This window comes from Bacillus sp. LH1, assembly GCF_057924895.1.
Genome location: NZ_CM175007.1, coordinates 608,303 through 631,645, shown reverse-complemented (window position 1 = coordinate 631,645; position 23,343 = coordinate 608,303). Strand labels below are relative to the sequence as shown.

Genomic DNA, 23,343 nt, shown 5'->3' with positions numbered 1-23,343 from the left:
TTTTTATTATTTCTCCTCTAAAGCTGTCACGTCCACATGAACGCTCTCACCAGGATTAGATACATCATACACTTGAGCACTCCCCTTCTGCTCATCACAGCTCTCAATCCATACTGGTACGCCCTCATATGTAACGTCAATTCTACTTGAAGAAGATAAAATTTGTTTCACACGTTTCACATCCATACTACTATCCCTCCTTTTGCTTACTACACTCCTTTCTATTTTTTCTTTTCCTTTTAGAATATATTCCGTAAGGCAGCATGTTGATTGATAGTCATTTCTTCCTCACATGCTAATATTTACTCTCTCACTACCTTTCTGACAAATAAAAAAAGACGTATATTCCATACGTCTTTTTCCATAATATTCAAATTTTAAGAAAATAATGTTTTTACTACCGCACTTACTTTATCATTATGGATTTGATAATACACTTCTAATCCTCGTCTTTCAAAGCGCACTACTTTATTTTGCTTTAACTTCGTTAAATGTTGTGAAACCGTTGATTGCGGAATTTCTAATACTTCCTGTAGTTGTGTTACATTACATGTTCCTCTTTGCATAAGTTCCATTACTAGACGTAGACGAAGTGGGTGAGCTAACGCTCTTAACATTTGTACATCTTCTTCTGAAATACGACATTCGAATTGATTTTGGCTCATAAAGTTCCCCTCATTTTCGTTTTTATTTGCGTTTTTATGTTCTTTTTATTTATTTATATATCTGTTCTTATATTTCCTGTTACGACATAACTTTATCAACCTATAAAGCCGAAAAATTTTTCCATCTTTATCAGCAAAAATTCAGGAAAAAATCCTTGCTGATTTTGAATATTATACTATATGATATAACGAAAAAGCAAAATAATGGCCTACGAATACTTTGCTTGCAAACGTTGTTTTATCAAGCTTTTTGTTATATTTTCACCTCATTGAAACGTACAGTAACGGTATTGTAAAATATCGTCTATAATTGATAACCTATCGTAATGTAGTTGAACTATAATTAACCTCTTTGTTACGCTAAAAGGAATTTTCAGTAAAAAGAGATGATGTGATATTAAAAGTTTGTTTCTAATTTTTTATTCGTATTGCAAGCGGTTGGACTGTTGTGCAAAACTTCCTATTTAAATCCACTCACCAATCCTCCCTCACACTAGATCAAATAGGACAGATAGGTGCATATATTAAAATTTATACTCGATATAAAAGACGGCATCTAATATACACTTATAGGAAACACGCCATCTGAATAAGCAAAATAATATGCAAATAGTTTATACAGCACACTTAAATTCATTTGAGTGTGTTTTTTGTCTACTTTATGAACAAAGCTTTTCTTTTAACACTATTATGGAATAATTATACTTTTTTACGTTGACAATAGTGTTGAAGGAGAATATACTAAGCATGTAAGTTGATTGTGAATAGTTTCACAAATAATGTGAATTTCTTCACATATAATAGATAGGAGTTGTCATTATTATGAGTACTTGGACACAAATTTATGACCCATTAAACAATATTTGGTTATCTGCACTAATCGCAGCACTTCCAATCTTTTGTTTCATCATTTGTTTAATGGGATTCAAAATGAAAAGTTACATGGCTGGTCTTTATAGTGTGATTGTCGCTATTATCCTTGCAATATTTGTTTATAAAATGCCAGCAACAGTAGCTGTAGCATCTGCTGGATTCGGTGTTTTATCTGGATTTTATCCAATTTGTACTATCGTTATCGCCGCAATTTTCCTTTACAAATTAACTGTTAAAACAGAGCAATTCAATATTATTCGCGATAGTATTTCAAGCATTACAAATGATCAACGTTTACAAGTATTATTAATCGCTTATTCTTTCGGTGCTTTCTTAGAAGGTGCAGCTGGTCTAGGGGTTCCAGTTGCTATTACAGCCGCACTACTTGTAGGTATGGGCTTTAATCCATTAAAAGCAGCAGGTATTTGTTTAGTAGCTAATATTGCTGGTGGTGCTATGGGTGCTATGGGTATTCCAGTTACAGTGCCAGCACAATTAACTCAACTTGACGCATTAACTATTGGTCGTCAAACTGTTCTTATTTTACCTTTCATTAGTATTATTTTACCTTTCTTACTTGTTTCAATGGTCGATGGAATTAAAGGTATTAAAGAAACTTGGCAAGGTATTCTTGTAAGTGGTGTTTCTTTCGCTATTACTCAATTCGCTGTGACTTACTTCTTAGGTGCAGAACTTACTAATATTTTCGCAGCAGTTGTAAGTATGATTGCTCTTGCATTATTCTTACGTGTTTGGCAACCAAAATCTTCTACTAAAGAAGAAAAACAAGAAACTAAAGCATCACATACATTCAATCAAATTTTATACGCTTGGTCTCCATTCGTATTCTTAACTGCATTTGTAACAATCTTTAACTTAAAACCGATTAAAGCTTTATTTGCTCCAGATGGTGCGTTAGCAAACTTAGTATTTAACATTCAGTTCCCTGGTCTTCATAATGCTGTTATGAAAACTACACCAATTACAAAAGCTGATACACCTTTCGCAGCTGTTTTCAAATTTGATGTATTCTCTTCTACAACTACTGCGATTGTACTAGCAATTATCGTTTCACTTATCGTTTACCGCGTAAAAGGTAAAATGGTTAAAGAATTAATGATTGAAACAATGAAAGAATTAAAAGCTCCAGTATATACAATTTGTAGCGTTATCGCTTTAGCTTACGTAGAAAACTACTCTGGTATGTCATCTACACTTGGACTTGCATTCTCTTCTACTGGTAATGCATTCCCAGTTCTTTCTCCAATCTTAGGATGGATTGGCGTATTCATTACAGGTTCAGTAGTTTCAAGTGGTTCTTTATTCGCACCACTTCAAGCAGTAACAGCAGACCAGTTAAACATCGTTCCTTCTACACTCGTTGCCTTAAACGTAGTAGGTGGTACAATGGCAAAAATGGTTTCACCACAATCTGTAGCAGTTGCTTGTGCCGCAGTTGGACTAGTTGGTAAAGAATCTGCTCTATTTAAGACAGCAATGAAATACAGTTTAATCTTCTTAGCTGTTATTAGCTTACTTCAATTAAACGCTGTATTTAATATCTTTTAAAAATAAAACACCGATCCAAGTGGATCGGTGTTTTTCACATTACATTTTTTTATTTTTTAATAAAGAAGCTCCAGCAATTTCAGGGTGAGTCATTTCGAATGGATCTAAAATAATATCCAATTCCTCTTCTGTCAGTACACCATGTTCTAAACATAACTCCCTAACAGATTTCCCTGTTTCAATTGCTTCACGTGCAATACGAGATGCTACTTCATAACCAATATGAGGATTAACTGCTGTAATAATTCCAACACTTTTCTCAACATATTGCTTCAGCAATTCTTCATTTGCCGTAATTCCTTCAATACAATATTCACGGAATACACGGAATCCATTATTCATAATACTAATAGATTGAATTAAATTAAATACAAGCACAGGCTCCATTACGTTTAACTCTAATTGTCCTGCTTCTGATGCTAAGCAAATTGTATGATCGTTTCCGATTACTTGGAATGCGACTTGGTTAATCACTTCTGCCATAACTGGATTTACTTTTCCTGGCATAATCGATGAACCTGGCTGACGTGCTGGCAATTGAATTTCAGCTAACCCAACACGTGGACCAGACGCCATAATACGAAGATCGTTTGCAATTTTAGACATGTTCATCATACATACTTTAAGTGCTGCAGATACCTCTGTGTATGCATCTGTATTTTGCGTTGCATCAACTAAATGCTCTGCACCAACAAGTGGGAATCCACTAAACGTTCTTAAATGTTTTACCACTTGTTCAATATACATAGGATTTGCATTTAATCCTGTACCAACAGCTGTCGCGCCCATATTCACTTCATATAAATGTTGACGAGACTGTTTAATTCTTTTTATATCACGCGCAAGCACTCGGCTATACGCTTCAAATTCTTGTCCAAGGCGAATTGGAACTGCATCTTGTAAATGTGTGCGTCCCATTTTAATAACATGATCAAACTCTTTTGCTTTTTTACGAAAAGCAGAATGAAGTTCTTCCATTGTAATAAGAAGCTTTTCTAACATCATAAGAGTTGCAATATGAATCCCTGTTGGAAACGCATCGTTCGTTGATTGGGCCATGTTCACATGAGTGTTTGGGCTAATTTTCGCATACGCCCCTTTTTCATATCCCATACGTTCTAACGCTCTATTCGCAATTACTTCATTTGTATTCATATTAATAGAAGTTCCGGCTCCACCTTGAATAGGGTCCACGATAAATTGATCATGAAACTTTCCATCAACAATTTCTTGCGCTGCTTCTGCAATTTCATGTCCAATGTCTTTAGCTAAGTAACCAGTATCTATATTCGCAAGCGCCGCCGCTTTTTTCACAATTGCCATTGCTGTAATGAGTGATGGATGAATGCGATATCCTGTAATTGGGAAGTTTTCTACGGCACGTAATGTTTGTACACCATAATAAGCTACACTTGGTACTTCTTTTTCACCTAAAAAATCTTTTTCTATACGTATATCCTTCGTTGCTATCATTTTTATCACCTATACTTTTTCATTCTAAATCCTTATCCAAAAAATCCGCCCTCTAAAAACACGAGTATCATTCAGAAGAATTTTTCAGTATCCACCTTCACTATATAGCACCTTTTTTGAAAGCGCAAACATTTATTTTTCTGTATATCCTTTTTATTAAAGTTTATAGAAAATCATTCTTCTACTTTCCTTATTTCCACTCGTTTAATTTGATGCATATCCTTTTCAAGGACTTTAAAATAAAAACCGTGTTTCTCAATAATATCTCCTTCAGCAACGATTTGTTTTTGTACCATAATCCAGCCACCAATTGTATCTACATCATCAGCAATTAAATGTATGCCAAGCAAATCATTTACTTCACTAATAAGCACTTTTCCCTCTACGATTTTATAACCTTCACTTATATGCTCTATAGGAGGATTCTCATCTTCATCGTATTCATCTCGAATTTCTCCAACAATTTCTTCTAAAATATCTTCTAGTGTAACAATCCCAGCTGTACCACCATATTCATCATACAATACAGCTAATGGAATGTGTTTTCTTTGCATTTGTAATAGTAAATCATGAATTGGAATATTTTCTAGCACTTCAATAACTGGCCTTGTATATGGCATAATTGAGCACTCTTCATCCCGATTACCATCCATATAACGAATAAATAAATCTTTTACATTAACCATCCCAATAATTTCATCTTTATCTTCACCAAATACAGGATATCTCGTATACTTTTCTTGCGCGATTACTTTAATATGTGTTTCAAATGGTTCGTCCTCATATAAGCCTACAACTTCCGTACGAGGTACCATAATTTCTTTTGCTACTCTATTATCAAATTCAAAAATATTATTTACATATTTAAATTCCCTTTGGTTAATCTCTCCGCTCTCATAGCTCTCAGATAAGATTAACCTTAATTCTTCTTCTGAATGAGCTACTTCATGTTCAGAAGCTGGATGTAATCCGAATAAACCAGTTACAACCCTCGCTGAACCATTCAAAGCCCAAATAAACGGATACATAACTCGGTAAAAATAAATAAGTGGTTTCGATAACAATAAGCTAACTTGTTCTGCTTTTTGTATAGCAAATGTCTTTGGAGCAAGTTCCCCAATGACAACATGTAAAAATGTAATTACTGCAAAGGCAATAATAAATGAAACTGTACTGGAAATTGCAGGTGAGAATTTTAATTTTAAAAACAACGGCTCGAGTAAATGTTTAATGGTTGGTTCCCCTAACCACCCAAGCCCTAAAGCAGTAATTGTAATACCTAGCTGACAGGCCGATAAATATTCATCTAAATTTGAAGTTACCTTTTTAGCTGCCAGTGCACCTCGTCTTTTTTCGCTAACGAGTTGATCAATACGACTGCTACGTACCTTAATAATTGCAAATTCAACAGCCACAAAAAATGCTGTTAACCCAATAAGAATGACTACCATCAATAATTTTAAAATATCCACATATGCTCTTTAGCTTTCTTAGCTAAAGTTACACCTCCTTTTAAAAAGAAGTTTCACTTTAGTTTCTTCAATTATTGGAAAGCAACTCTATATAAAATCCACCAATTTTCAAACCTCATACAATTCTAAAGGTAAACCATCAGGATCTTGGAAAAAGACGAATTTCTTCCCCGTTATTTCATCAATACGGATCGGTTCCGTCTCAACACCACATTGGTTTAAATGCTTCACAGCTTCTTCTATATTTGTAACAGCAAATGCTAAATGTCTAAGACCGGCTGCTTCTGGAAAACTTTTACGCTCAGGCGGATTTGGAAATGAAAATAATTCGATTTGATACTCTTCTCCTACACATAAATCTAATTTATAAGAATCTCGTTCCTTTCTATATACTTCATTTATCTCTTTAAACCCTAATATCCTAGTATAAAAATCCTTTGACGTCTCATAATTCGAACAAATAATTGCAACGTGATGCACTCTACATATATTCATGCTCTCTCTATTCCTTTCTTTACCAAAGATGCATATTCTCCCTTGAAATGAAAAACATATATAGCAGAATATCTCTTTTAGGGGGGCTTACCATGAAATTCATTACTTTTTTCGTCGGACTAATTGTTGTTTTCTTGCTCGCTTATATTGCTAGCAATAATAAGAAGCATATTAAATTTAAACCAATTTTTATCATGCTTATTATACAGTTAATTTTAACCTATTTACTATTAAATACAGAAATCGGCCTCATACTTATTAGAATCATTTCCAGTTTGTTTACCAAGCTACTCGAGTATGCTGCTGATGGAATAAATTTCGTATTTGGTGGTCTTGCAAATAAAGGTGAAATGCCATTTTTCCTTACTGTATTATTACCAATCGTCTTTATTTCTGTTTTAATTGGTATATTACAACATTTCAAAATATTACCATTTTTTATTCGTTGGATCGGGTACTTTCTTAGTAAAATAAATGGTCTTGGTAAATTAGAATCTTACAACGCTATCGCCTCTGCCATTGTCGGCCAATCAGAAGTTTTTATTACAGTGAAAAAACAATTAGCTCAAATTCCAAAACACCGTCTTTATACACTTTGTGCCTCTGCTATGTCAACCGTATCTATGTCTATCGTAGGTGCCTATATGACAATGATTGAACCTAAATATGTAGTAACTGCACTCGTTCTCAATTTATTTAGCGGTTTTATTATCATACTCATCATTAACCCTTACGACGTTAAAGATGACGAAGATATTTTAGAAATCAAAGGTGAAAAACAAAGCTTTTTTGAAATGCTTGGAGAATACATTCTTGATGGTTTTCGTGTAGCCATTGTTGTCGGCGCTATGCTCATCGGATTCGTCGCATTAATTAGTTGTATTAATGACCTGTTCCTCATTATATTCGGTATTACGTTCCAACAATTAATCGGCTATGTATTTGCACCTATCGCATTCCTTATCGGTGTACCCAGTTCTGAAATTGTCGCGGCTGGCAGCATTATGGCAACGAAGCTTGTAACGAATGAATTTGTCGCAATGATGGACCTTAGTAAAATTTCTAATAGCCTTTCTCCCCGTACAGTTGGTATTATTTCTGTTTTCCTTGTATCTTTTGCCAATTTTTCTTCCATTGGTATTATTTCAGGTGCGGTAAAAGGACTAAACGAAGAACAAGGAAACGTTGTTGCGAGGTTTGGCCTTAAATTACTATATGGAGCTACTCTCGTTAGTATTTTATCTGCAATTATCGTAAGCATTATGTTGTAATTAGGTAAAATTTTATCATTTTCTTATCCCTATCTTTTGTATACAATAACGAATAGGTGTCTTATAAATAATCAAGACATCTATTTTTTATACATGTACAATCGCTTTTATTTAGCGTAAAATATTTTTTATGTGTTTGAATACACTTCTAAATGTATACACTTTGATAGTTTTAAAGGAGAAAAAATGATGAAATCCGACACGAACAACAATACGCGAGCCAAAAAAGGACGCTCAAAGAAAAAACGCCTACTTTGGTTCCTTCTTATTCCATTACTAATTGTAGCACTTGGAGCAGGAGGCTACTCCTTCCATATATACAGTAAAGCAAAGTCCGTCTTAAATAACGCTTATGCTGAACTAGGTCGAGGAGATAAGTCCAGTAAACGTGAAAAAGCTGTTAAACCTATGACCGACAATATTTCCGTACTAATTATGGGTGTTGATGAAAGTGATATTAGGGAAAAAGGTTATGGAAAAGCAACTCGAACAGATGCGTTATTACTTGCAACAATTAATAAAAACGATAAATCCGTTAAACTTGTAAGCATTCCACGTGACTCACGCGTCTACATTAAATCACGTGATAAATACGATAAAATCACACATGCGCACGTATTCGGTGGTGTAGACAGCACAATTGATACGGTAGAGAACTTTTTAGATGTTCCAGTTGACTACTATGTAAAATTCAATTTTAAATCCTTTATTAAAATTGTTGATTCTCTTGGTGGTATTACTGTAGACGTTCCAGTTGAGTTCACAGAGCAAAATAGTAAAGATGAAGCAGATGCCATTCATCTAAAAAAAGGACGTCAACATTTAAATGGAGAAGAGGCACTGGCACTAGCTAGAACTCGTCATATCGATAGTGATTATATGCGTGGTCAACGTCAACAGCTTGTATTAGAGGCCATTGCTGAAAAGGCACTATCTCTTAATTCCATTAATAAAATCGGTGGCCTACTAGACGCTGTCGATAAAGATTTAAAAACTAATTTAACTTTTGATGATATGATGACAATTACAAAAAATTCAATGGATTCAAATTTAAAAATGGAAAAAATGCAAGTAGAGGGTACAGATAAATATATAGGTGGTATTTATTATTACGTTCCAAATGAAAAAAGCGTCGATACTATTTCAACTACCCTTCAAAAACATCTCGGTGTTACGAATAAAAATGAACATAAAAAATTATAATAAAAAGGCTGCTAGATCTTTCTAGACAGCCTTTTTATTATATTTTTCAACATATTTTTCATACACATTGTGACAAGAAGTGACAATTATTACAGCGGTGTAACATTTTTTATGAAAACATTACACACACAGTGAAAATAATAGTATACTAGTACGTACATAATGTTATTTTCATCATTTTTATACAAAAAATGTAATACATATATTTATACATAAATTTCTGGGGGGAAATAAATGAAGCTAAGTAAAATACTGATTGGTTCTGCAATTGCTGGGGGCATATTACTTTGTGTAGGCGGTGTTGGGGGATATCAATATGTATCCAAATTAAATAATCAATTAGATACTACTGCATTACCAAATACTACATTTGAAGGTATTTCTCTCGACGGAAAAAATAAGAAGGATATTCAAGCAATTATTAATCAAAAGGTAACTGAGTTAGATCAAAAATCCCTTACCTACATATTCCAAAACGATAAACAAACTTACACATGGAAAGATTTAGGGATAAATTATAAAGAGAAAGATATTATTGACAAAATCTTCAAAGAACAAGAAGGAAACGTAATGAATCGTTACAAAATGCGTAAGCAAGCTGAAAACGGTGAATTAAAACGTGACTATAAATTAACACCACAATTAAATGCAACAGCTTATGAAACCTTTATAAAAGATAAATATAATGAAACATTAAAAAATCCTGTTAACGCAGAATTAAGTATTGAAGGCTCAACAGTAAATATTAGTCAAAGCCAAAACGGAGAAAAAATTGATAAAGGGAAACTAAGCGGTTTAACAAATGAAGCTATTACTACTGGTAAATCAGATGTTACATTACCAGTTACATTCATAAAACCAGAACGTTCTACAGAAGACATACAGAAAATGGGTATTAAAGAAGTCATTGCTGAATATTCTACTCCAATGGCTGGCCGTAACGGAAATCAATCATTTAACGTAAATAAGTCAGCTAATACTTTAAGTGGGGTTATTGTCGCACCTGATGAAACATTTAGTTTTAACGGTCGCGTTGGCGTAACTGATGCTGCACATGGTTATAAATCTGCAGCAGTATATTCACAAGGTAAAGTAATACAAAGTGCAGGCGGAGGAGTTTGCCAAGTCAGTAGTACATTATACAGTGCAGCTTTAAGGGCAGATTTAGGCATTGTTTCTCGAAGCAATCATTCTATGCCAGTAAATTATTTACCACTTGGACAAGATGCAGCAGTAGCAGATTATGGTCCAGATTTAAAATTTAAAAATAATACAGGCAATCATATTTATATTCAAGCATTTTCAAATGGAGGTAGTATTACTACACGCATTTTCGGTACAAATACTGGTAAAAATGTTGAAGTTTCTTCTCAAGTAATTAGTAGAACTAGTGATAAAATCACCGCGGTTACGTATAAAAAAGTAACACAAAACGGGGAAGTAATATCAAATGGACAAATTTCAAAAAGCGTATATAAAAGCGCTCCAAAAGAATAGATAATATCAACCGAATAGCATAAAGAAAAAGGCGTGATTTAATCACGCCTTTTTCTTTTGCAGTAATAGTAAAAAAGTTTCAAGATGGTCTTTCGTTTCTTCTAAAGACCACATACGATTTCCTTGCTTCGCAGCTAATACACACGCCTCTTCCCACGCGTTCTTTTTCTTCATATTTATTAATTCATCACGTAATTTCAAAACAATTTCTTCGTCTTCTTGTTCAATAAACTCTTCCATCACGCTTACTATTTCATCCTCATGAATACTTAACGTACAGTACGATTTAAGAAAGTATTGTAATGTCGTATACATAATGTACTCCCCCTTCTTATTTATCAGATGGATAAGAAGTAATAATCTTAAACCCTAATTCTCCTGACTTATCTCTTGCTAAAACAGTAACAGTTTTTACTAACTTGTCTTTTACACTCATATTTTTCTTTATTACCGTTTTTCCAACAGGAAATGAATGAGTTGTATTTAATACGAGACGAGCCTCTTTAGAATTTTTTAACCAATCTTGAATTTCCTTGTCATGTTGCTTCAAGCTATCTTTTACAGCTTTCGTCGCTGTTTCTTTATCATAGTATGTACTTGCGGCTGACACTTTATCTGTCTTCAAGCGATTCTTCAAATCCTCTTCTGACTTGCCTACATGTCTTTCAATCGTATGACCATTTTTAGGTGGTCCTTCCATTTCATCTAAAATATTATCACTAATTTTTTCTACCGATGTAGCTTGATTCCCTGTCTGTTTCTCTGTTTTTTGTTCTTTTCCTGCACATCCGCTTAAGATCAGCATTAATGCCAATAAACTACTGAAGAAAAGACTACTTATTCGTTTCATCATATCACCTCTTCCATGATTATTATCGCAACTTCACTAAAAGTCAATTTCACAACGAAAAAATCTATCAGTTTTCATTTTTTTATCTATTTTTCCATATTTACTCCAGCAATTTCATCAGCCCTCTATTTTTCGCCTTTTATAATATATACCCCCTCTATTTTTCGGTTATTTCCCAGATAAAATCACCGATAACGTAACTATAAAACTCTTTTATACAAAGGTTTTTATAGTATTTTTAAAAATATTTTAAAATACCCCTATTTTTATATACCCAATACCCATATAAGGTATAAAACACCCTTCTTATCAACGTTTTTCTACATTATGTAAATTTACCCTTGCCTATACAAACGAAATGTGGTGTAATGCAAAAAAAGATAAAGGATTTTAAACAATGGCTGAAACGATTCAAAATTTCTTAACAGAATACTATTCAATCGCAATTCCACTTAGTATCTTAATTAACATCATCATTAGTCTTTTAGGTTTTATCCCTAGTATTTTTTTAACCGCCATTAATATACAGCTCTTTGGCGTAACAAATGGTACTGTTATTTCGATCGTAGGCGAAGCATTAGGGGCTATTATCTCGTTTTATATTTACCGCATGGGCCTTCAAAAGTTCACTCACGATAAAGTAAATAAATATCCAAAGGTAGAGCGTCTTCTTTATGTAGAAGGTAGAGAGGCCTTTCTACTCGTTCTATCGTTTCGCTTGATACCTTTCATCCCATCAAGTATCGTGACTTTATTTGCGGCTCTAGGTAAGATGTCATTACTCTCCTTCAGTATTGCCAGCACAATAGGGAAAATACCGGCATTGTTAATCGAAGTATATTCTGCCTATCATGTCATGAACGGAACAAATGAAGCAAAGTGGATTGTGACAATTGCAGGTTGTATCGGATTATATTATTTGTGGAAAAAATGGAGAAAAAAATAAAGAAGGAGCATAGGCTCCTTCTTTATTTTTGAGGTATTTTATTAATAGCTATCCTTTAAATCCTTAGTTAATACCAACAGCACTAAATGATTGCTTAACTGCTGCTACTTCCGCAGAAGTCGCACCATATAAATCAGCTGCAGCTTGTACTGCACCAGCACGAGCTTGGCTAAATGTAGTAGATTGCGTGAAATATTGTGTATTTGCACGGTAATAAATTGCACCTAACTTATCTTTACCAATGCCCGTTACAGTTACACCCGAATGCGTACCACCATTTGCTAATAAATAAGCTTGTTTGTTAATGATACCACTGTTTGTATGAACCCCACCGTTATCACTAGTACCAGTGTAACGCTTAGAATAATGGTCTGGATCACCGTATTTCGCTGGATCACTCATAGAGCGAAGCGCATCTCCTGCTTTACCAGGCGTATAAATATCTTCACCAATCTCCCAATCCGGGTTACGGTTATCATAGAATTCTACTAAAGTACCAAAAATATCAGAAATTGCTTCATTTAGCGCTCCTGATTCATTTTGATAAATTAAGTCCGAGCTATTTTCAGTAACAGCATGCGTTAATTCGTGACCAATTACATCAATTCCACCAGATAATGAAGTGAATGTTACACCATCACCATCTCCGTATACCATTTGTGAGCCATTCCAGAATGCATTATTATACTTACTTCCGTAATGAACTGTCGATTTTAACGGAGCTCCTGCATCATTAATAGAGTTTCTGTTAAATGTAGCTTTATAATAATCATATGTTCTACCTGCATAGTAATGAGCATCTACTGCTGCTGCATCATACGCTGCATTGAAAACATTATCTGCATCTACCCATAAAGTTCCTGGCAATGTAGTACGATTTTTCGCATCATATGTGAAAATTGTTGCCCCGCGCGTATTATCTTGCAAGTAGTAAGATGAACCAGATAACGTTGTATTAAGTGATTTTGTATCTCCTAATACACCTTTACCAGTTCCTACTTTATTTGTTCCTGTTACAGGTTTTACTACTGCTTTCGCATCCTGTTTAGGAGCCTCTTGCTTAACTGGTGATTTATCTTCATTTGTTACATGATCCAATTTATTATATTTATTTAATACTTTACCGCTGTCTGCTTCAATGAAATAGTAGTAGTTTCCTGGACTTGGATCTAAGAAGTTTAGATTTACAACGTATGCATATGTTGTTTCTTCACCATTTTGATATACATATAAGTCCGCTTTTGGTTCTACCTCATATTTCGGTGTTACCCCTAAATCTTGCTGCGCGATTTCAATCGCTTTTGCGCCTTCAATCTTATTTTTATTTTTCAACTTTTCCTTCTTGTCTAAATCAGGTGCAACTGTTCCAGACAATACTTTTAAAGAACCGTCTTTACTTACGTGAGCTACTTGAGTAGAACCCCATACAGGTACTCCTTCGTAAACTTGTTGCATACGTACTACTGTTGAATCAGTTACAGCATCTTTCTTCACTTGTTTCACTTTGAAAGAATCTTGCGCACTCTTTTCCCCTAGCTTGTAATCACCTTTTGCTGCATTTAAGTAATCAAACACAACAGATTCCGCTTTCTTACCAGTCGCTCCAGTTAGATCACCAGAAATAAACTCAGGTGACTGTACTGTCTCATTGTACTTCTTCGTAGAGAGTACATTTTTAGAATCCGCAAATGCAGAGCCTGTCCCTCCAAATGTTGTAACTGCCATTCCTGTCGCTAACACTAACGCTAAACTTTTCTTTTTCATGAACCTTCCCCCTAATAAAAAATTTTTTTGAAAAAGAGTAGTTTTATATTAGCATTATGTTTCCACTATTAATATACTAAAAATTCAAATAATTATTTTCTCAAGTTTTGTAGAATTTTGAGGAACAAATATTGAAAAACCCCTTTCCGGTTGGAAAGGGGTTTCAATTATGAATTAATTTGTTGAACTGTTTTAGCTTCTTGGCCAAGAGTATCTGGCTTCCACGCATACTGAATATCCAATACCACCGCCGCAATCGCCATAACTACAAATGTTCCTGCAATTAACTTTTTCATACTATTTCTCCTCCTTATTCTTCTAATAAGTTTATCGCTAACTTATAGTAGCGATTACTTTCTTTAAAATCTGAACATTCTTCTAAGTATTCAGCTAGTTCTAAGTATATTTTCTTTAAATCTTTTATATTTTCCTCTGCTTTAAAGAAAGGAACTACTTCTATTTCTAGAAATTTTTTATAAACATCTCTTTCTTCAAAATACTTATATCGTAAACTTAATAATAAATATAGCATCCCTTTATATCTATCATCTTTCCTTGCGGCAATGATGCCTTTTTCAATCCATTTAGCCGCTTCCTCGATTTCTCCTAATTGAATACACTGTAACGAAAGCTCATACATAGCATCAATATAGTTCATATCCTCTTCTTTTTTATACTTTAAACATTCTATATAATACTCTTTTGCCTTGGTATAATTTTTTTGACGATAATACAGGTAACCAATATTATTCAAAGCAATAGATAGAATATTATCTTTATCAGCAAAAGAAGTCGCTTCCCTTATGATATGATTATAAATTTCCATAGCTTCGTTATATTGTTTTTTTCTAGTGTAACTAAAAGCAATTAAAAACTTGCAATTAATTATATTTCTAAATTTATATTCACTTTTAAAGCCTTCTAATGCCACGTTAGCAAAGTATAATGTCATGTGGTCTATTTCCATCTGACTATAAGTTAGCGCTAAATTATAATATATTCCTGTTTCATAATAACCTAACTCTTTCGCCATCGCTTCTGTCTTTAACAAGTATTCTAATGCTTGTGTATATTTGTACTGCACAGAATATAACAACGCCTTATTATACGTATATAACATCTTCTGAAAAGGTGAGTATTTCTTATATACCTTTTTCAACTTATCCAATTCTTCCTCTACAGCAGGTAAATCTCGCTTCATCATTAAATACCGCGTATAAAGTAACTTATAATAATTTATAATTTCAAAATCCAACACATGCTTCATTTCACCTTGCAACTCTTCATATATACGTTCTACTTGTTGCTTGTCTAAATGAACTAGTGCATTTAACCATTCATCTAGCTTCCCCTTCACATCTTCTTCTACATCTCTCAAATCCGTCACAGCAATTTCTAGTCTTGTGCAGAGCAATTGTAGAATTTCTTCTGATGCTTCGATCTTTCCATTTTCGATCTTACTTAAGTATGAGACAGAACAAATGCCCTGACATAATTCTTCTTGTGTCATTTTTTGCTGGAGCCGTTTATAAAAGACTTGTTTGCCTATTTTTTCTAATGTTTGTTGCATTGTCCTCCTCCATTCTCATTACCCCCATTACTCTAATAATACATAAAATTTGGAGAAATATAAATTGATAAATATAAATTTTCTAAAAAATATGCATAATTTCATTTTTTTCTCTCTTGACTTCACATCAATATCTCTTCTTTGCTACGAATGGTGAAAAATTGGTATACTATAACCAAATTATGGAGGTGTTCTTGCGATGACTCATTATAAAGACGATAGTTATGCCTTACATACAGACCTATATCAAATCAACATGGCTTATACATATTGGAAAGATGGTATTCATAATCGCCGTTCTGTTTTTGATTTATATTTTCGAAAGCTTCCATTTGAGAACGGCTACGCTGTTTTTGCTGGCCTTGAGAAAATTGTAGAGTACATAGAAAATTTCAGTTTTACTGAAAGCGATATCGCTTACTTAGCAGAATTACAATTCGAAGAAGAATTCCTTCATTATTTACAAAATATGAAATTCACTGGGACGATTCGCAGTATGCAAGAAGGTGAAGTTGTATTTAATAACGAGCCTTTATTACGTGTTGATGCACCACTTGGTGAAGCACAAATTATTGAGACTGCCCTCTTAAATATTGTGAATTACCAAACATTAATTGCCACAAAAGCAGCACGTATGAAACATGCTGCAAGTAATGATGAGCTTTTAGAGTTCGGCACAAGACGTGCCCATGAGTTCGATGCTGCCCTTTGGGGGACGCGTGCTGCCTTTATTGGTGGTTTCTCCTCTACAAGCAACGTTCGTGCTGGGAAACGCTTTGGGATTCCTGTAGCTGGCACACACGCTCACTCTTTCGTTCAAGCATATCGCGATGAATACGTCGCGTTTAAAAAATACGCTGAAACTCATAAAAAGTGCGTCTTTCTCGTTGATACATATGACACATTGAAATCTGGTGTTCCAAATGCGATTCGTGTTGCAAAAGAATTTGGGGATCGTATTGATTTCTATGGCATACGTCTTGATAGTGGTGATATGGCTTATTTATCGAAAAAGGCACGAAAACTACTAGATGAAGCAGGGTTTACAAATACAAAAATTATCGCTTCTAGCGATTTAGATGAATACACAATTATGCACCTTAAATCTCAAGGAGCAAAAATTGACGTATGGGGCGTTGGAACGAAATTAATTACGTCCTTTGAGCAACCTGCATTGGGGGCTGTTTACAAACTCGTTGCGATTGAAGATACTGACGGAAAATTAAATGATACAATTAAAATTTCATCTAACCCTGAAAAAATTACCACTCCAGGACTGAAACGAATTTATCGTATTATCAATCGGGTTAACGATCATGCAGAAGGCGATTATATTGCGTTAGATTCTGAAGAACCAGGAAAAGAAGAGCGCTTAAAAATGTTCCATCCAGTTCACACATATATAAGTAAATTCGTAACAAACTTTGAAGCCCGTGAACTGCATAAAGACATTTTCGTTAACGGTGAAAGAACATATGAACTACCAAGTATATTAGATATTCAAAAATATAATGAACAGAGCCTCTCTCTATTTTGGGAAGAATATATGCGAACTTTAAACCCTGAAGAATACCCTGTCGATTTAAGCCAAGAGTGCTGGGATCATAAAATGAATTACATTCAAACAGTTCGAGAACAAGTTGAAAAAAACATACAAAAGTAAACAGAGAAGTTTCCCCTTCTCTGTTTTTTCAATACTATATGGATATTTGTAAAAAATATATTAAAATAATAAGACGAATGTGTTTTATTTGTAAATTTTAATATTATACTATTTTAAAGTCAAATAATATTTGATATTATTTTATTGAGTCAATTTCAACAAAATCACCAATAAAAAAGAGGACGCGGTTCGCGTCCTCTTTTTTATAAATCTTTCACTCGTAATACACGCATTGCATTTAACACTGCAAGTAGTGTCACACCAACATCTGAGAAAACAGCTTCCCACATTGTTGCAATACCAAAGGCACCAAGTAATAAAACGATCCCTTTTACACCTAGAGCAAAGATGATATTTTGCCACACTATACTTCTTGTGCGTTTTGCAATTTTTACAGCTGTCGCAATTTTTGAAGGCTCATCAGTCATAATAACGATGTCTGCCGCTTCAATTGCTGCATCTGACCCTAAACCACCCATCGCAATACCAACGTCTGCACGGGCTAATACTGGTGTATCGTTAATACCGTCACCAACGAAGGCAATTTTTTCTTTTCCGTGCTTCGCTGCATCAATTTTTTCAATCTCTTCTACTTTTTGTTGCGGTAGTAATTCCGCATGAACTTCATCTAAGCCTAATTCTTTACCAACAGCTTCACCAACTGGTTTTGCATCACCAGTTAACATTACTGTCTTTTTAATACCTAGTTCTTTTAACTTTTGAATCGCTTGTTTCGAATCCTCTTTTACCTCATCAGAGATAACAATATAACCTGCATACCTTCCATCTACAGCAACGTGAACTAATGTACCTACTGTTTCTGGTTGCTTAAATTCAATATTTTCTTTTCTCATTAATTTTGCATTACCTGCAAAAATTTCTTTTCCTTGTACTTTTACGACTGTACCGTGACCAGAAATTTCGTTATAATCATCGATTATTTTTTCATCAATTGATTTTCCATATGCCTTTCGAATAGATTGGGCAATTGGATGGTTAGAATATACTTCAGCAAATGCCGCATACTCTAATAACTCTTCACTTGTAGTGCCTTCGCTCGGTTCCATTTTTGTAACTTTGAAAACACCTTTTGTTAATGTTCCTGTTTTGTCAAAAACAATATATTTCACATCATTTAAAGCTTCTAAATAGTTACTACCTTTTACTAACACACCACTTTTAGATGCACCACCAATACCTCCAAAGAATCCAAGAGGAATGGATACAACTAACGCACATGGACAAGAGATTACTAAGAACACTAAAGCTCTATAAATCCACTCAGAGAATGTAGCTCCTTCTAAAATAAGTGGTGGAATAAACGCCATGATTGCCGCTGTAATAACTACAACTGGAGTGTAGTAACGTGCAAACTTCGTAATAAAGTTTTCCGTTGGTGCTTTTTTACTGCTTGCATTTTGAACTAAATCTAAAATTTTCGATACAGTTGATTCACCGAATTCTTTTGTAACTTCAATTGTCAACACACCGTTTTGGTTCACAAAGCCACTTAATACATCATTTCCAACTTCAACTTCACGTGGTACAGATTCACCTGTTAATGCTGAAGTATCTACCATCGATGTTCCTTCAATTACTTTTCCGTCTAACGGCACTTTCTCACCTGGCTTAACGATAATATAATCGCCAATTTGTACATCTTCTGGTGATACTTGTTTCGTTTCATTTCCAACCTTTACATTCGCATAATCAGGACGAATATCCATTAATGAAGTAATTGATTTTCGAGAGCGGTTTACCGCAATGCTTTGGAATAGTTCTCCTACTTGATAAAATAGCATTACTGCTACAGCTTCTGAGTATTGTTGAATTGCAAAAGCTCCTACAGTTGCAATTGCCATTAAGAAGTTTTCATCAAATACTTGGCCACGAGTTATGTTTCTTACCGCTCTCCAAACGATATCTCCACCTATTAATAAATAAGCAAGGACGAATAACGGAATTGTTACCATTTGTGGTAAGCCCGCTAATGCAGCAATTGCTGTCAAAATTCCGCCGACCACTAATCTCCCTACCATCTTTTTCACATTTGCTTCACCATGATCATGACTATGCCCGTGGTCATGACCGTTCTTCTCTTCACGAACAACTTTCACGTCTGGCTCTAACTTTTGAACGACATTTGTTATATTTGCTACAGTCGCTTCTAGTTCTCTTTTATTCGCAACTTCTACTCGTAGTTTCTTCGATACGAAATCAACAGTTGCTTCTGAGACAGCTGGCATTTCCTTAACTTTATTTTCAATTTTCATTGCACAGTTCGCGCAATCTAAACCTTCTAATATAAATACTTCTTTAGCAATTTTATTTTTTTGTTCTTCTTGCACTTTAATATGCGGTTCTAATTTTGTAACGAGTTGTTTTGCTTCCGTAACAACTTCGTTTTCTTTATTTTGTGCCGTTTCTAAAATCATTGTCTTTGTTGCAAAGTTTACAGAGCAAGAATTTACTCCTTCTATACTCCCAACACCTTTTTCAATTTTCATTGCACAGTTTGCACAATCTAAACCTTCTAACATCAGTTTCTTTTTCACTAACGCTTCAGCCATCGTTCTCCCTCCTCGCGTTCTTTTTATTCTTCTTCGTTTACGTGTTCAAACGCTTGCTCGAAGATATGAATTACGTGCTGGTCAGCTAACGAATAATAAACAACCTTTCCTTCTTTACGATTCTTCACAAGTTTCGCTTGCTTTAACACACGAAGCTGATGCGAAATAGATGATTGTGTCATTCCTAATAAATAAGCTAAATCACAAACGCACATTTCAGCTTCAAATAGCGCATGTAATATTCTCGTACGTGTACGGTCACCTAATACTTTAAATAGTTCTGCTACTTTACTTAAACTTTCATCAGTTGGAATTGTTTGTTTTACTTGCTCTACAACTTCTTCATGAATTATCGTTTGAGAACATGTCTCTTGTGGTGTTTCTACTTTATTTCCAGCCATTATAGCTCACCTCTTTAATTGAACATATGAACAATCATTCATATATCTTATACTCTTATTATATGAGCGCCTACTCATATGTGTCAATGAAATCTGAATTTTTTTTATGAACATTCCGTTCACATTTTAATAAGTCGTATACATATTTTCCGCACCCTCTATATTCTCATACAAAAAAGGATGCACAATTCGCACACCCTTTTTCATATTCCGACATAAAAATTCAACAAAGTAATATACATTCCCTTTATTTCAAGAAAAGAAAAAGCCTTGCGCGCTCCCTAGACGCACAAGGCTTACTATACTTATATCCCTTTTAATTAAGCTTTTAATTAGCTTGTTCTAAATTATCCTGCGAACTTCCATCGTCTTTTAAATGACTATGTTTTTTCGAATAAACAAAGTATACAACTACTCCAATTGCTAACCAAGCACCGAAGTACATCCATGTTTTTAATGGTAGATTTACCATTAAGAATAGACAACATGCAATCGAAATAATCGGCAAGATCGGTACAAGTGGTACCATAAATCCACGTTGTAATTTTGGATGTGTTTTACGAAGAATAATAACTGACACACCAACCATCGCAAATGTTAACAACGCTCCAATATTCGCTAAATTCGACAATTCTTTTAAATCGATAAATCCAGCAATTAAAGCACTACCAATTCCTGTTAACCAAACTGTAAATGTTGGCGCTTCTGTCTTTTTATTAATTTTCGCGAAAGATTCTGGCAATAAACCGTCACGGCTCATCGCAAAGAATACACGTGTCGTTGCATAAATGTAAGCAAAAATTACTGCCATAATACCAATTACAGCTCCAATTGCGATTACACCTGCTACTTTATCTTGTCCTACAACTTCTAACACATATGCCATAGCTTCTGGTACATCTAATTCTTTATAAGAAACCATACCCGTCATAACGAGACAAACTACAACATAAATGATTGTACAAATGACTAACGAAGCGATAATACCAATCGGTAGATCACGTTGCGGATTTTTTACCTCTTCAGCAGAAGTTGCTAATGCATCAAATCCTAAGAAAGCAAAGAATACTGCTGCTCCCCCCGCGAAAACTCCACTTAAACCGTACGGTGCAAATGGTATCCAGTTTTCTGGTTTCACGTAGAATACACCAACTGCAATGAATAAAACAACGATACCAATTTTAATTAATACCATTATGTTATTCACGCGTTTACTTTCTTTCGTACCTCTTGATAATAACCAAGTTATAACTAATGTAACGATAACTGCTGGTAAATTCACCATACCACCTTGAGACGGAATCGTTAGCAGTGCTTTTGGAATTTCAAGCCCTAATCCACTCACTAAGTTATGGAAGTAACCAGTCCATCCGCCAGCTACTGCGGCAGTCGTTACAACATATACGGATAGTAATGTCCATCCCATTAAATGAGCTACAAACTCACCAATTGTTGCATATGAGTATGTGTACACACTACCTGAAACAGGAAGTGTAGAAGCCACCTCTGCGTAACATAATGCTGCAAATCCACAAACGATGGCTGCAATCATGAATGAAAAAATAACTGCTGGACCAGCATCTCTTGCTGCTACTAATCCAGTTAATACTAGAACTCCTGTACCAATTATCGCACCAATCCCTAGCATTGTTAGGTCAAATGCCCCTAGCGTTTTCGTCAAAGTTTTACTTTTACTTTCCCCTAACAATTGCGTAACGGATTTCTTTTTAAATAGGTTGGCCACGATGTATGCCCCCTTTTGCCAAGAAGAGCTAAGAGATCTTCACTCTTAGCTCTTATCATGTTGTTTTATATATTGTTCGATTTTGTTTTGTATAATGCTTCTATTAGCAAGATACTGTTTCTGCTTCTAATAATTCTTTAGCACCTTTGTACTCTACACCGTGAGCTTCTGCAACTGCTTCGAATGTTACATAGCCATCTAATGTGTTAATACCTTTTAGTAATGCAGAGTTGCCTAGGCAAGCTTCTTTGTAGCCTTTGTTAGCAATTTGTACTGCATATGGTACTGTTACGTTTGTTAATGCAAGAGTTGATGTACGTGGAACCGCACCTGGCATGTTTGCAACTGCATAATGAACAACGCCGTGTTTTTCGTAAGTTGGGTTATCATGAGTTGTAATACGGTCAGTTGTTTCGAAAATACCACCTTGGTCAATCGCGATATCTACAACAACAGAACCTGGTTCCATTGATTTAATCATTTCTTCTGTTACAAGTTTTGGAGCTTTTGCACCTGGGATTAATACTGCACCGATTACAAGATCAGACTCTTTAACAGCTTCTGCAATATTGTAAGGATTAGACATTAAAGTTTTTACTTGGTTTCCGAAAATGTCATCTAATTGACGAAGACGTTCTGCACTTAAGTCGATGATTGTTACATCCGCACCTAGTCCAACTGCAATTTTAGCAGCATTTGTACCAGCTTGTCCACCACCGATGATTGTTACTTTACCACGTTTAACCCCTGGAACACCTGCAAGTAAGATACCTTTACCGCCTTTGTTTTTCTCAAGGAATTGTGCACCAATTTGTGCAGCCATACGACCAGCTACTTCACTCATAGGTGCAAGTAATGGTAATGAACGGTTTTCTAATTGTACTGTTTCATATGCGATAGAAACAACTTTTTTCTCGATTAAAGCTTTTGTTAATTCTGGCTCCGGAGCTAAGTGTAAGTATGTGAACAAGATTAAGCCTTCACTGAAGTGTTTGTATTCGCTTTCAATTGGTTCCTTAACTTTCATAACCATTTCCATATTCCAAGCTTCTTCAGCTGTATCAACAATTTTTGCTCCCGCTTCAACATACTGAGCATCTGTGAAACCAGACCCTAAACCTGCACCCTTTTGAATGAATACTTCGTGATTGTTACGAATTAAATGTACAACACCTGCTGGTGTCATTGCCACACGGTTTTCGTTGTTTTTAATTTCTGCTGGTACCCCATGCCCATCAACTTAAGAATTTTCACTACCCCCAAGTGACAAAAAACGTTATTCTTTCTAAAAAGCTAGCTAGAAAGGGTGACATTTTT

The 23,343-nt window shown here is 34.8% G+C and carries 19 protein-coding genes and 1 pseudogene; 6 read left to right on the top strand and 14 right to left on the bottom strand.

Annotated features, from left to right (window positions below; all coding sequences use genetic code 11):
- Positions 1 to 6: 6 nt before the first annotated feature.
- Together ACX9TM_RS03220 and ACX9TM_RS03215 are read right to left on the bottom strand one after the other, a co-directional pair.
- Positions 7 to 186: an acid-soluble spore protein H gene (locus ACX9TM_RS03220; RefSeq protein ID WP_000382679.1), complete on the bottom strand. Its 180-nt coding sequence runs from the start codon at positions 184 to 186 to the stop codon at positions 7 to 9.
- 191 nt (positions 187 to 377) lie between these two features.
- Positions 378 to 665, bottom strand: a complete 288-nt coding sequence (locus ACX9TM_RS03215; RefSeq protein ID WP_000081428.1) for an ArsR/SmtB family transcription factor — start codon at positions 663 to 665, stop codon at positions 378 to 380.
- 822 nt (positions 666 to 1,487) lie between these two features.
- Between ACX9TM_RS03215 and ACX9TM_RS03210 the strand changes: the two genes are divergently transcribed.
- Positions 1,488 to 3,107: an L-lactate permease gene (locus ACX9TM_RS03210; protein WP_017673740.1), complete on the top strand. Its 1,620-nt coding sequence runs from the start codon at positions 1,488 to 1,490 to the stop codon at positions 3,105 to 3,107.
- A 39-nt stretch (positions 3,108 to 3,146) separates the two neighbouring features.
- Here ACX9TM_RS03210 and aspA read toward each other — a convergent pair whose 3' ends face one another.
- From aspA to gloA2, 3 genes are all read right to left on the bottom strand, one after another.
- Complete coding sequence (gene aspA / locus ACX9TM_RS03205; protein ID WP_000562156.1) at positions 3,147 to 4,580, bottom strand: aspartate ammonia-lyase; 1,434 nt, start codon at positions 4,578 to 4,580, stop codon at positions 3,147 to 3,149.
- A gap of 173 nt (positions 4,581 to 4,753) precedes the next feature.
- Entirely contained in the window at positions 4,754 to 6,052 is a 1,299-nt protein-coding gene (locus ACX9TM_RS03200; protein ID WP_000353313.1) for a hemolysin family protein, read from the bottom strand.
- Positions 6,053 to 6,160: 108 nt separating this feature from the next.
- Positions 6,161 to 6,547 (bottom strand): SMU1112c/YaeR family gloxylase I-like metalloprotein, encoded by a 387-nt coding sequence (gene gloA2 / locus ACX9TM_RS03195; RefSeq protein ID WP_001017675.1) that lies wholly within the window; start codon positions 6,545 to 6,547, stop codon positions 6,161 to 6,163.
- 92 nt (positions 6,548 to 6,639) lie between these two features.
- Here gloA2 and ACX9TM_RS03190 point away from each other — a divergent pair, with 92 nt between their 5' ends.
- The 3 genes from ACX9TM_RS03190 to ACX9TM_RS03180 all read left to right on the top strand — a co-directional run bounded on the left by ACX9TM_RS03190 (position 6,640) and on the right by ACX9TM_RS03180 (position 10,518).
- Complete coding sequence (locus tag ACX9TM_RS03190) at positions 6,640 to 7,818, top strand: NupC/NupG family nucleoside CNT transporter (protein WP_000668866.1); 1,179 nt, start codon at positions 6,640 to 6,642, stop codon at positions 7,816 to 7,818.
- Positions 7,819 to 8,004: 186 nt separating this feature from the next.
- Positions 8,005 to 9,021 carry an LCP family protein gene (locus ACX9TM_RS03185; protein ID WP_002163841.1) on the top strand — a complete coding sequence of 339 codons (1,017 nt, stop codon included), beginning with the start codon at positions 8,005 to 8,007 and terminating at the stop codon, positions 9,019 to 9,021.
- Positions 9,022 to 9,255: 234 nt separating this feature from the next.
- Positions 9,256 to 10,518, top strand: a complete 1,263-nt coding sequence (locus ACX9TM_RS03180) for a VanW family protein (RefSeq protein WP_000777355.1) — start codon at positions 9,256 to 9,258, stop codon at positions 10,516 to 10,518.
- Positions 10,519 to 10,560: 42 nt separating this feature from the next.
- Here ACX9TM_RS03180 and ACX9TM_RS03175 read toward each other — a convergent pair whose 3' ends face one another.
- Together ACX9TM_RS03175 and ACX9TM_RS03170 are read right to left on the bottom strand one after the other, a co-directional pair.
- Positions 10,561 to 10,833 (bottom strand): hypothetical protein, encoded by a 273-nt coding sequence (locus tag ACX9TM_RS03175; protein ID WP_000288803.1) that lies wholly within the window; start codon positions 10,831 to 10,833, stop codon positions 10,561 to 10,563.
- 16 nt (positions 10,834 to 10,849) lie between these two features.
- Positions 10,850 to 11,368: an RNase A-like domain-containing lipoprotein gene (locus ACX9TM_RS03170; RefSeq protein WP_000822694.1), complete on the bottom strand. Its 519-nt coding sequence runs from the start codon at positions 11,366 to 11,368 to the stop codon at positions 10,850 to 10,852.
- 397 nt (positions 11,369 to 11,765) lie between these two features.
- On the opposite strand from ACX9TM_RS03170, the gene ACX9TM_RS03165 reads away from it, so the two are divergent.
- Positions 11,766 to 12,314, top strand: a complete 549-nt coding sequence (locus ACX9TM_RS03165; RefSeq protein WP_000852226.1) for a TVP38/TMEM64 family protein — start codon at positions 11,766 to 11,768, stop codon at positions 12,312 to 12,314.
- Positions 12,315 to 12,377: 63 nt separating this feature from the next.
- Here the strand turns inward: ACX9TM_RS03165 and ACX9TM_RS03160 are convergent, their stop codons facing one another.
- The 3 genes from ACX9TM_RS03160 to ACX9TM_RS03150 form a co-directional block, all read right to left on the bottom strand.
- Positions 12,378 to 14,078 carry a M4 family metallopeptidase gene (locus tag ACX9TM_RS03160; protein ID WP_000730383.1) on the bottom strand — a complete coding sequence of 567 codons (1,701 nt, stop codon included), beginning with the start codon at positions 14,076 to 14,078 and terminating at the stop codon, positions 12,378 to 12,380.
- A 167-nt stretch (positions 14,079 to 14,245) separates the two neighbouring features.
- Positions 14,246 to 14,374: an NprX family peptide pheromone gene (locus ACX9TM_RS03155; protein WP_000733137.1), complete on the bottom strand. Its 129-nt coding sequence runs from the start codon at positions 14,372 to 14,374 to the stop codon at positions 14,246 to 14,248.
- Positions 14,375 to 14,388: 14 nt separating this feature from the next.
- A complete protein-coding gene (locus ACX9TM_RS03150) occupies positions 14,389 to 15,648 on the bottom strand; it encodes a tetratricopeptide repeat protein (protein WP_001187963.1) in 1,260 nt (419 codons plus the stop codon).
- Positions 15,649 to 15,847: 199 nt separating this feature from the next.
- Here ACX9TM_RS03150 and ACX9TM_RS03145 point away from each other — a divergent pair, with 199 nt between their 5' ends.
- Complete coding sequence (locus ACX9TM_RS03145) at positions 15,848 to 17,311, top strand: nicotinate phosphoribosyltransferase (protein WP_000150184.1); 1,464 nt, start codon at positions 15,848 to 15,850, stop codon at positions 17,309 to 17,311.
- A 203-nt stretch (positions 17,312 to 17,514) separates the two neighbouring features.
- On the opposite strand, the gene ACX9TM_RS03140 is transcribed toward ACX9TM_RS03145, so the two are convergent.
- The 4 genes and pseudogenes from ACX9TM_RS03140 to ald all read right to left on the bottom strand — a co-directional run.
- The gene (locus ACX9TM_RS03140) at positions 17,515 to 19,881 is read right to left on the bottom strand and encodes a heavy metal translocating P-type ATPase (protein ID WP_065381807.1); all 2,367 of its coding nucleotides are present in this window, start codon (positions 19,879 to 19,881) and stop codon (positions 17,515 to 17,517) included.
- Positions 19,882 to 19,904: 23 nt separating this feature from the next.
- A complete protein-coding gene (locus ACX9TM_RS03135) occupies positions 19,905 to 20,282 on the bottom strand; it encodes an ArsR/SmtB family transcription factor (protein ID WP_000918378.1) in 378 nt (125 codons plus the stop codon).
- Between the two features lie 328 nt (positions 20,283 to 20,610).
- A complete protein-coding gene (locus ACX9TM_RS03130; protein ID WP_001284893.1) occupies positions 20,611 to 22,026 on the bottom strand; it encodes an amino acid permease in 1,416 nt (471 codons plus the stop codon).
- 103 nt (positions 22,027 to 22,129) lie between these two features.
- Positions 22,130 to 23,254, bottom strand: a pseudogene (ald, locus tag ACX9TM_RS03125) (alanine dehydrogenase); the annotation flags it as partial.
- Positions 23,255 to 23,343: the final 89 nt, after the last annotated feature.

Bases quoted from the DNA above. Each gene is read 5' to 3' on its own strand.
- ACX9TM_RS03215 (WP_000081428.1), bottom strand. From the start codon at position 665: ATGAGCCAAAATCAATTCGAATGTCGTATTTCAGAAGAAGATGTACAA.
- ACX9TM_RS03170 (WP_000822694.1), bottom strand. From the start codon at position 11,368: ATGAAACGAATAAGTAGTCTTTTCTTCAGTAGTTTATTGGCATTAATG.
- ACX9TM_RS03220 (WP_000382679.1), bottom strand. From the start codon at position 186: ATGGATGTGAAACGTGTGAAACAAATTTTATCTTCTTCAAGTAGAATT.
- ACX9TM_RS03180 (WP_000777355.1), top strand. From the start codon at position 9,256: ATGAAGCTAAGTAAAATACTGATTGGTTCTGCAATTGCTGGGGGCATA.
- gloA2 (WP_001017675.1), bottom strand. From the start codon at position 6,547: ATGAATATATGTAGAGTGCATCACGTTGCAATTATTTGTTCGAATTAT.
- aspA (WP_000562156.1), bottom strand. From the start codon at position 4,580: ATGATAGCAACGAAGGATATACGTATAGAAAAAGATTTTTTAGGTGAA.
- ACX9TM_RS03150 (WP_001187963.1), bottom strand. From the start codon at position 15,648: ATGCAACAAACATTAGAAAAAATAGGCAAACAAGTCTTTTATAAACGG.
- ACX9TM_RS03190 (WP_000668866.1), top strand. From the start codon at position 6,640: ATGAAATTCATTACTTTTTTCGTCGGACTAATTGTTGTTTTCTTGCTC.
- ACX9TM_RS03185 (WP_002163841.1), top strand. From the start codon at position 8,005: ATGATGAAATCCGACACGAACAACAATACGCGAGCCAAAAAAGGACGC.
- ACX9TM_RS03160 (WP_000730383.1), bottom strand. From the start codon at position 14,078: ATGAAAAAGAAAAGTTTAGCGTTAGTGTTAGCGACAGGAATGGCAGTT.
- ACX9TM_RS03140 (WP_065381807.1), bottom strand. From the start codon at position 19,881: ATGGCTGAAGCGTTAGTGAAAAAGAAACTGATGTTAGAAGGTTTAGAT.
- ACX9TM_RS03145 (WP_000150184.1), top strand. From the start codon at position 15,848: ATGACTCATTATAAAGACGATAGTTATGCCTTACATACAGACCTATAT.
- ACX9TM_RS03155 (WP_000733137.1), bottom strand. From the start codon at position 14,374: ATGAAAAAGTTAATTGCAGGAACATTTGTAGTTATGGCGATTGCGGCG.
- ACX9TM_RS03175 (WP_000288803.1), bottom strand. From the start codon at position 10,833: ATGTATACGACATTACAATACTTTCTTAAATCGTACTGTACGTTAAGT.
- ACX9TM_RS03135 (WP_000918378.1), bottom strand. From the start codon at position 20,282: ATGGCTGGAAATAAAGTAGAAACACCACAAGAGACATGTTCTCAAACG.
- ACX9TM_RS03210 (WP_017673740.1), top strand. From the start codon at position 1,488: ATGAGTACTTGGACACAAATTTATGACCCATTAAACAATATTTGGTTA.
- ACX9TM_RS03165 (WP_000852226.1), top strand. From the start codon at position 11,766: ATGGCTGAAACGATTCAAAATTTCTTAACAGAATACTATTCAATCGCA.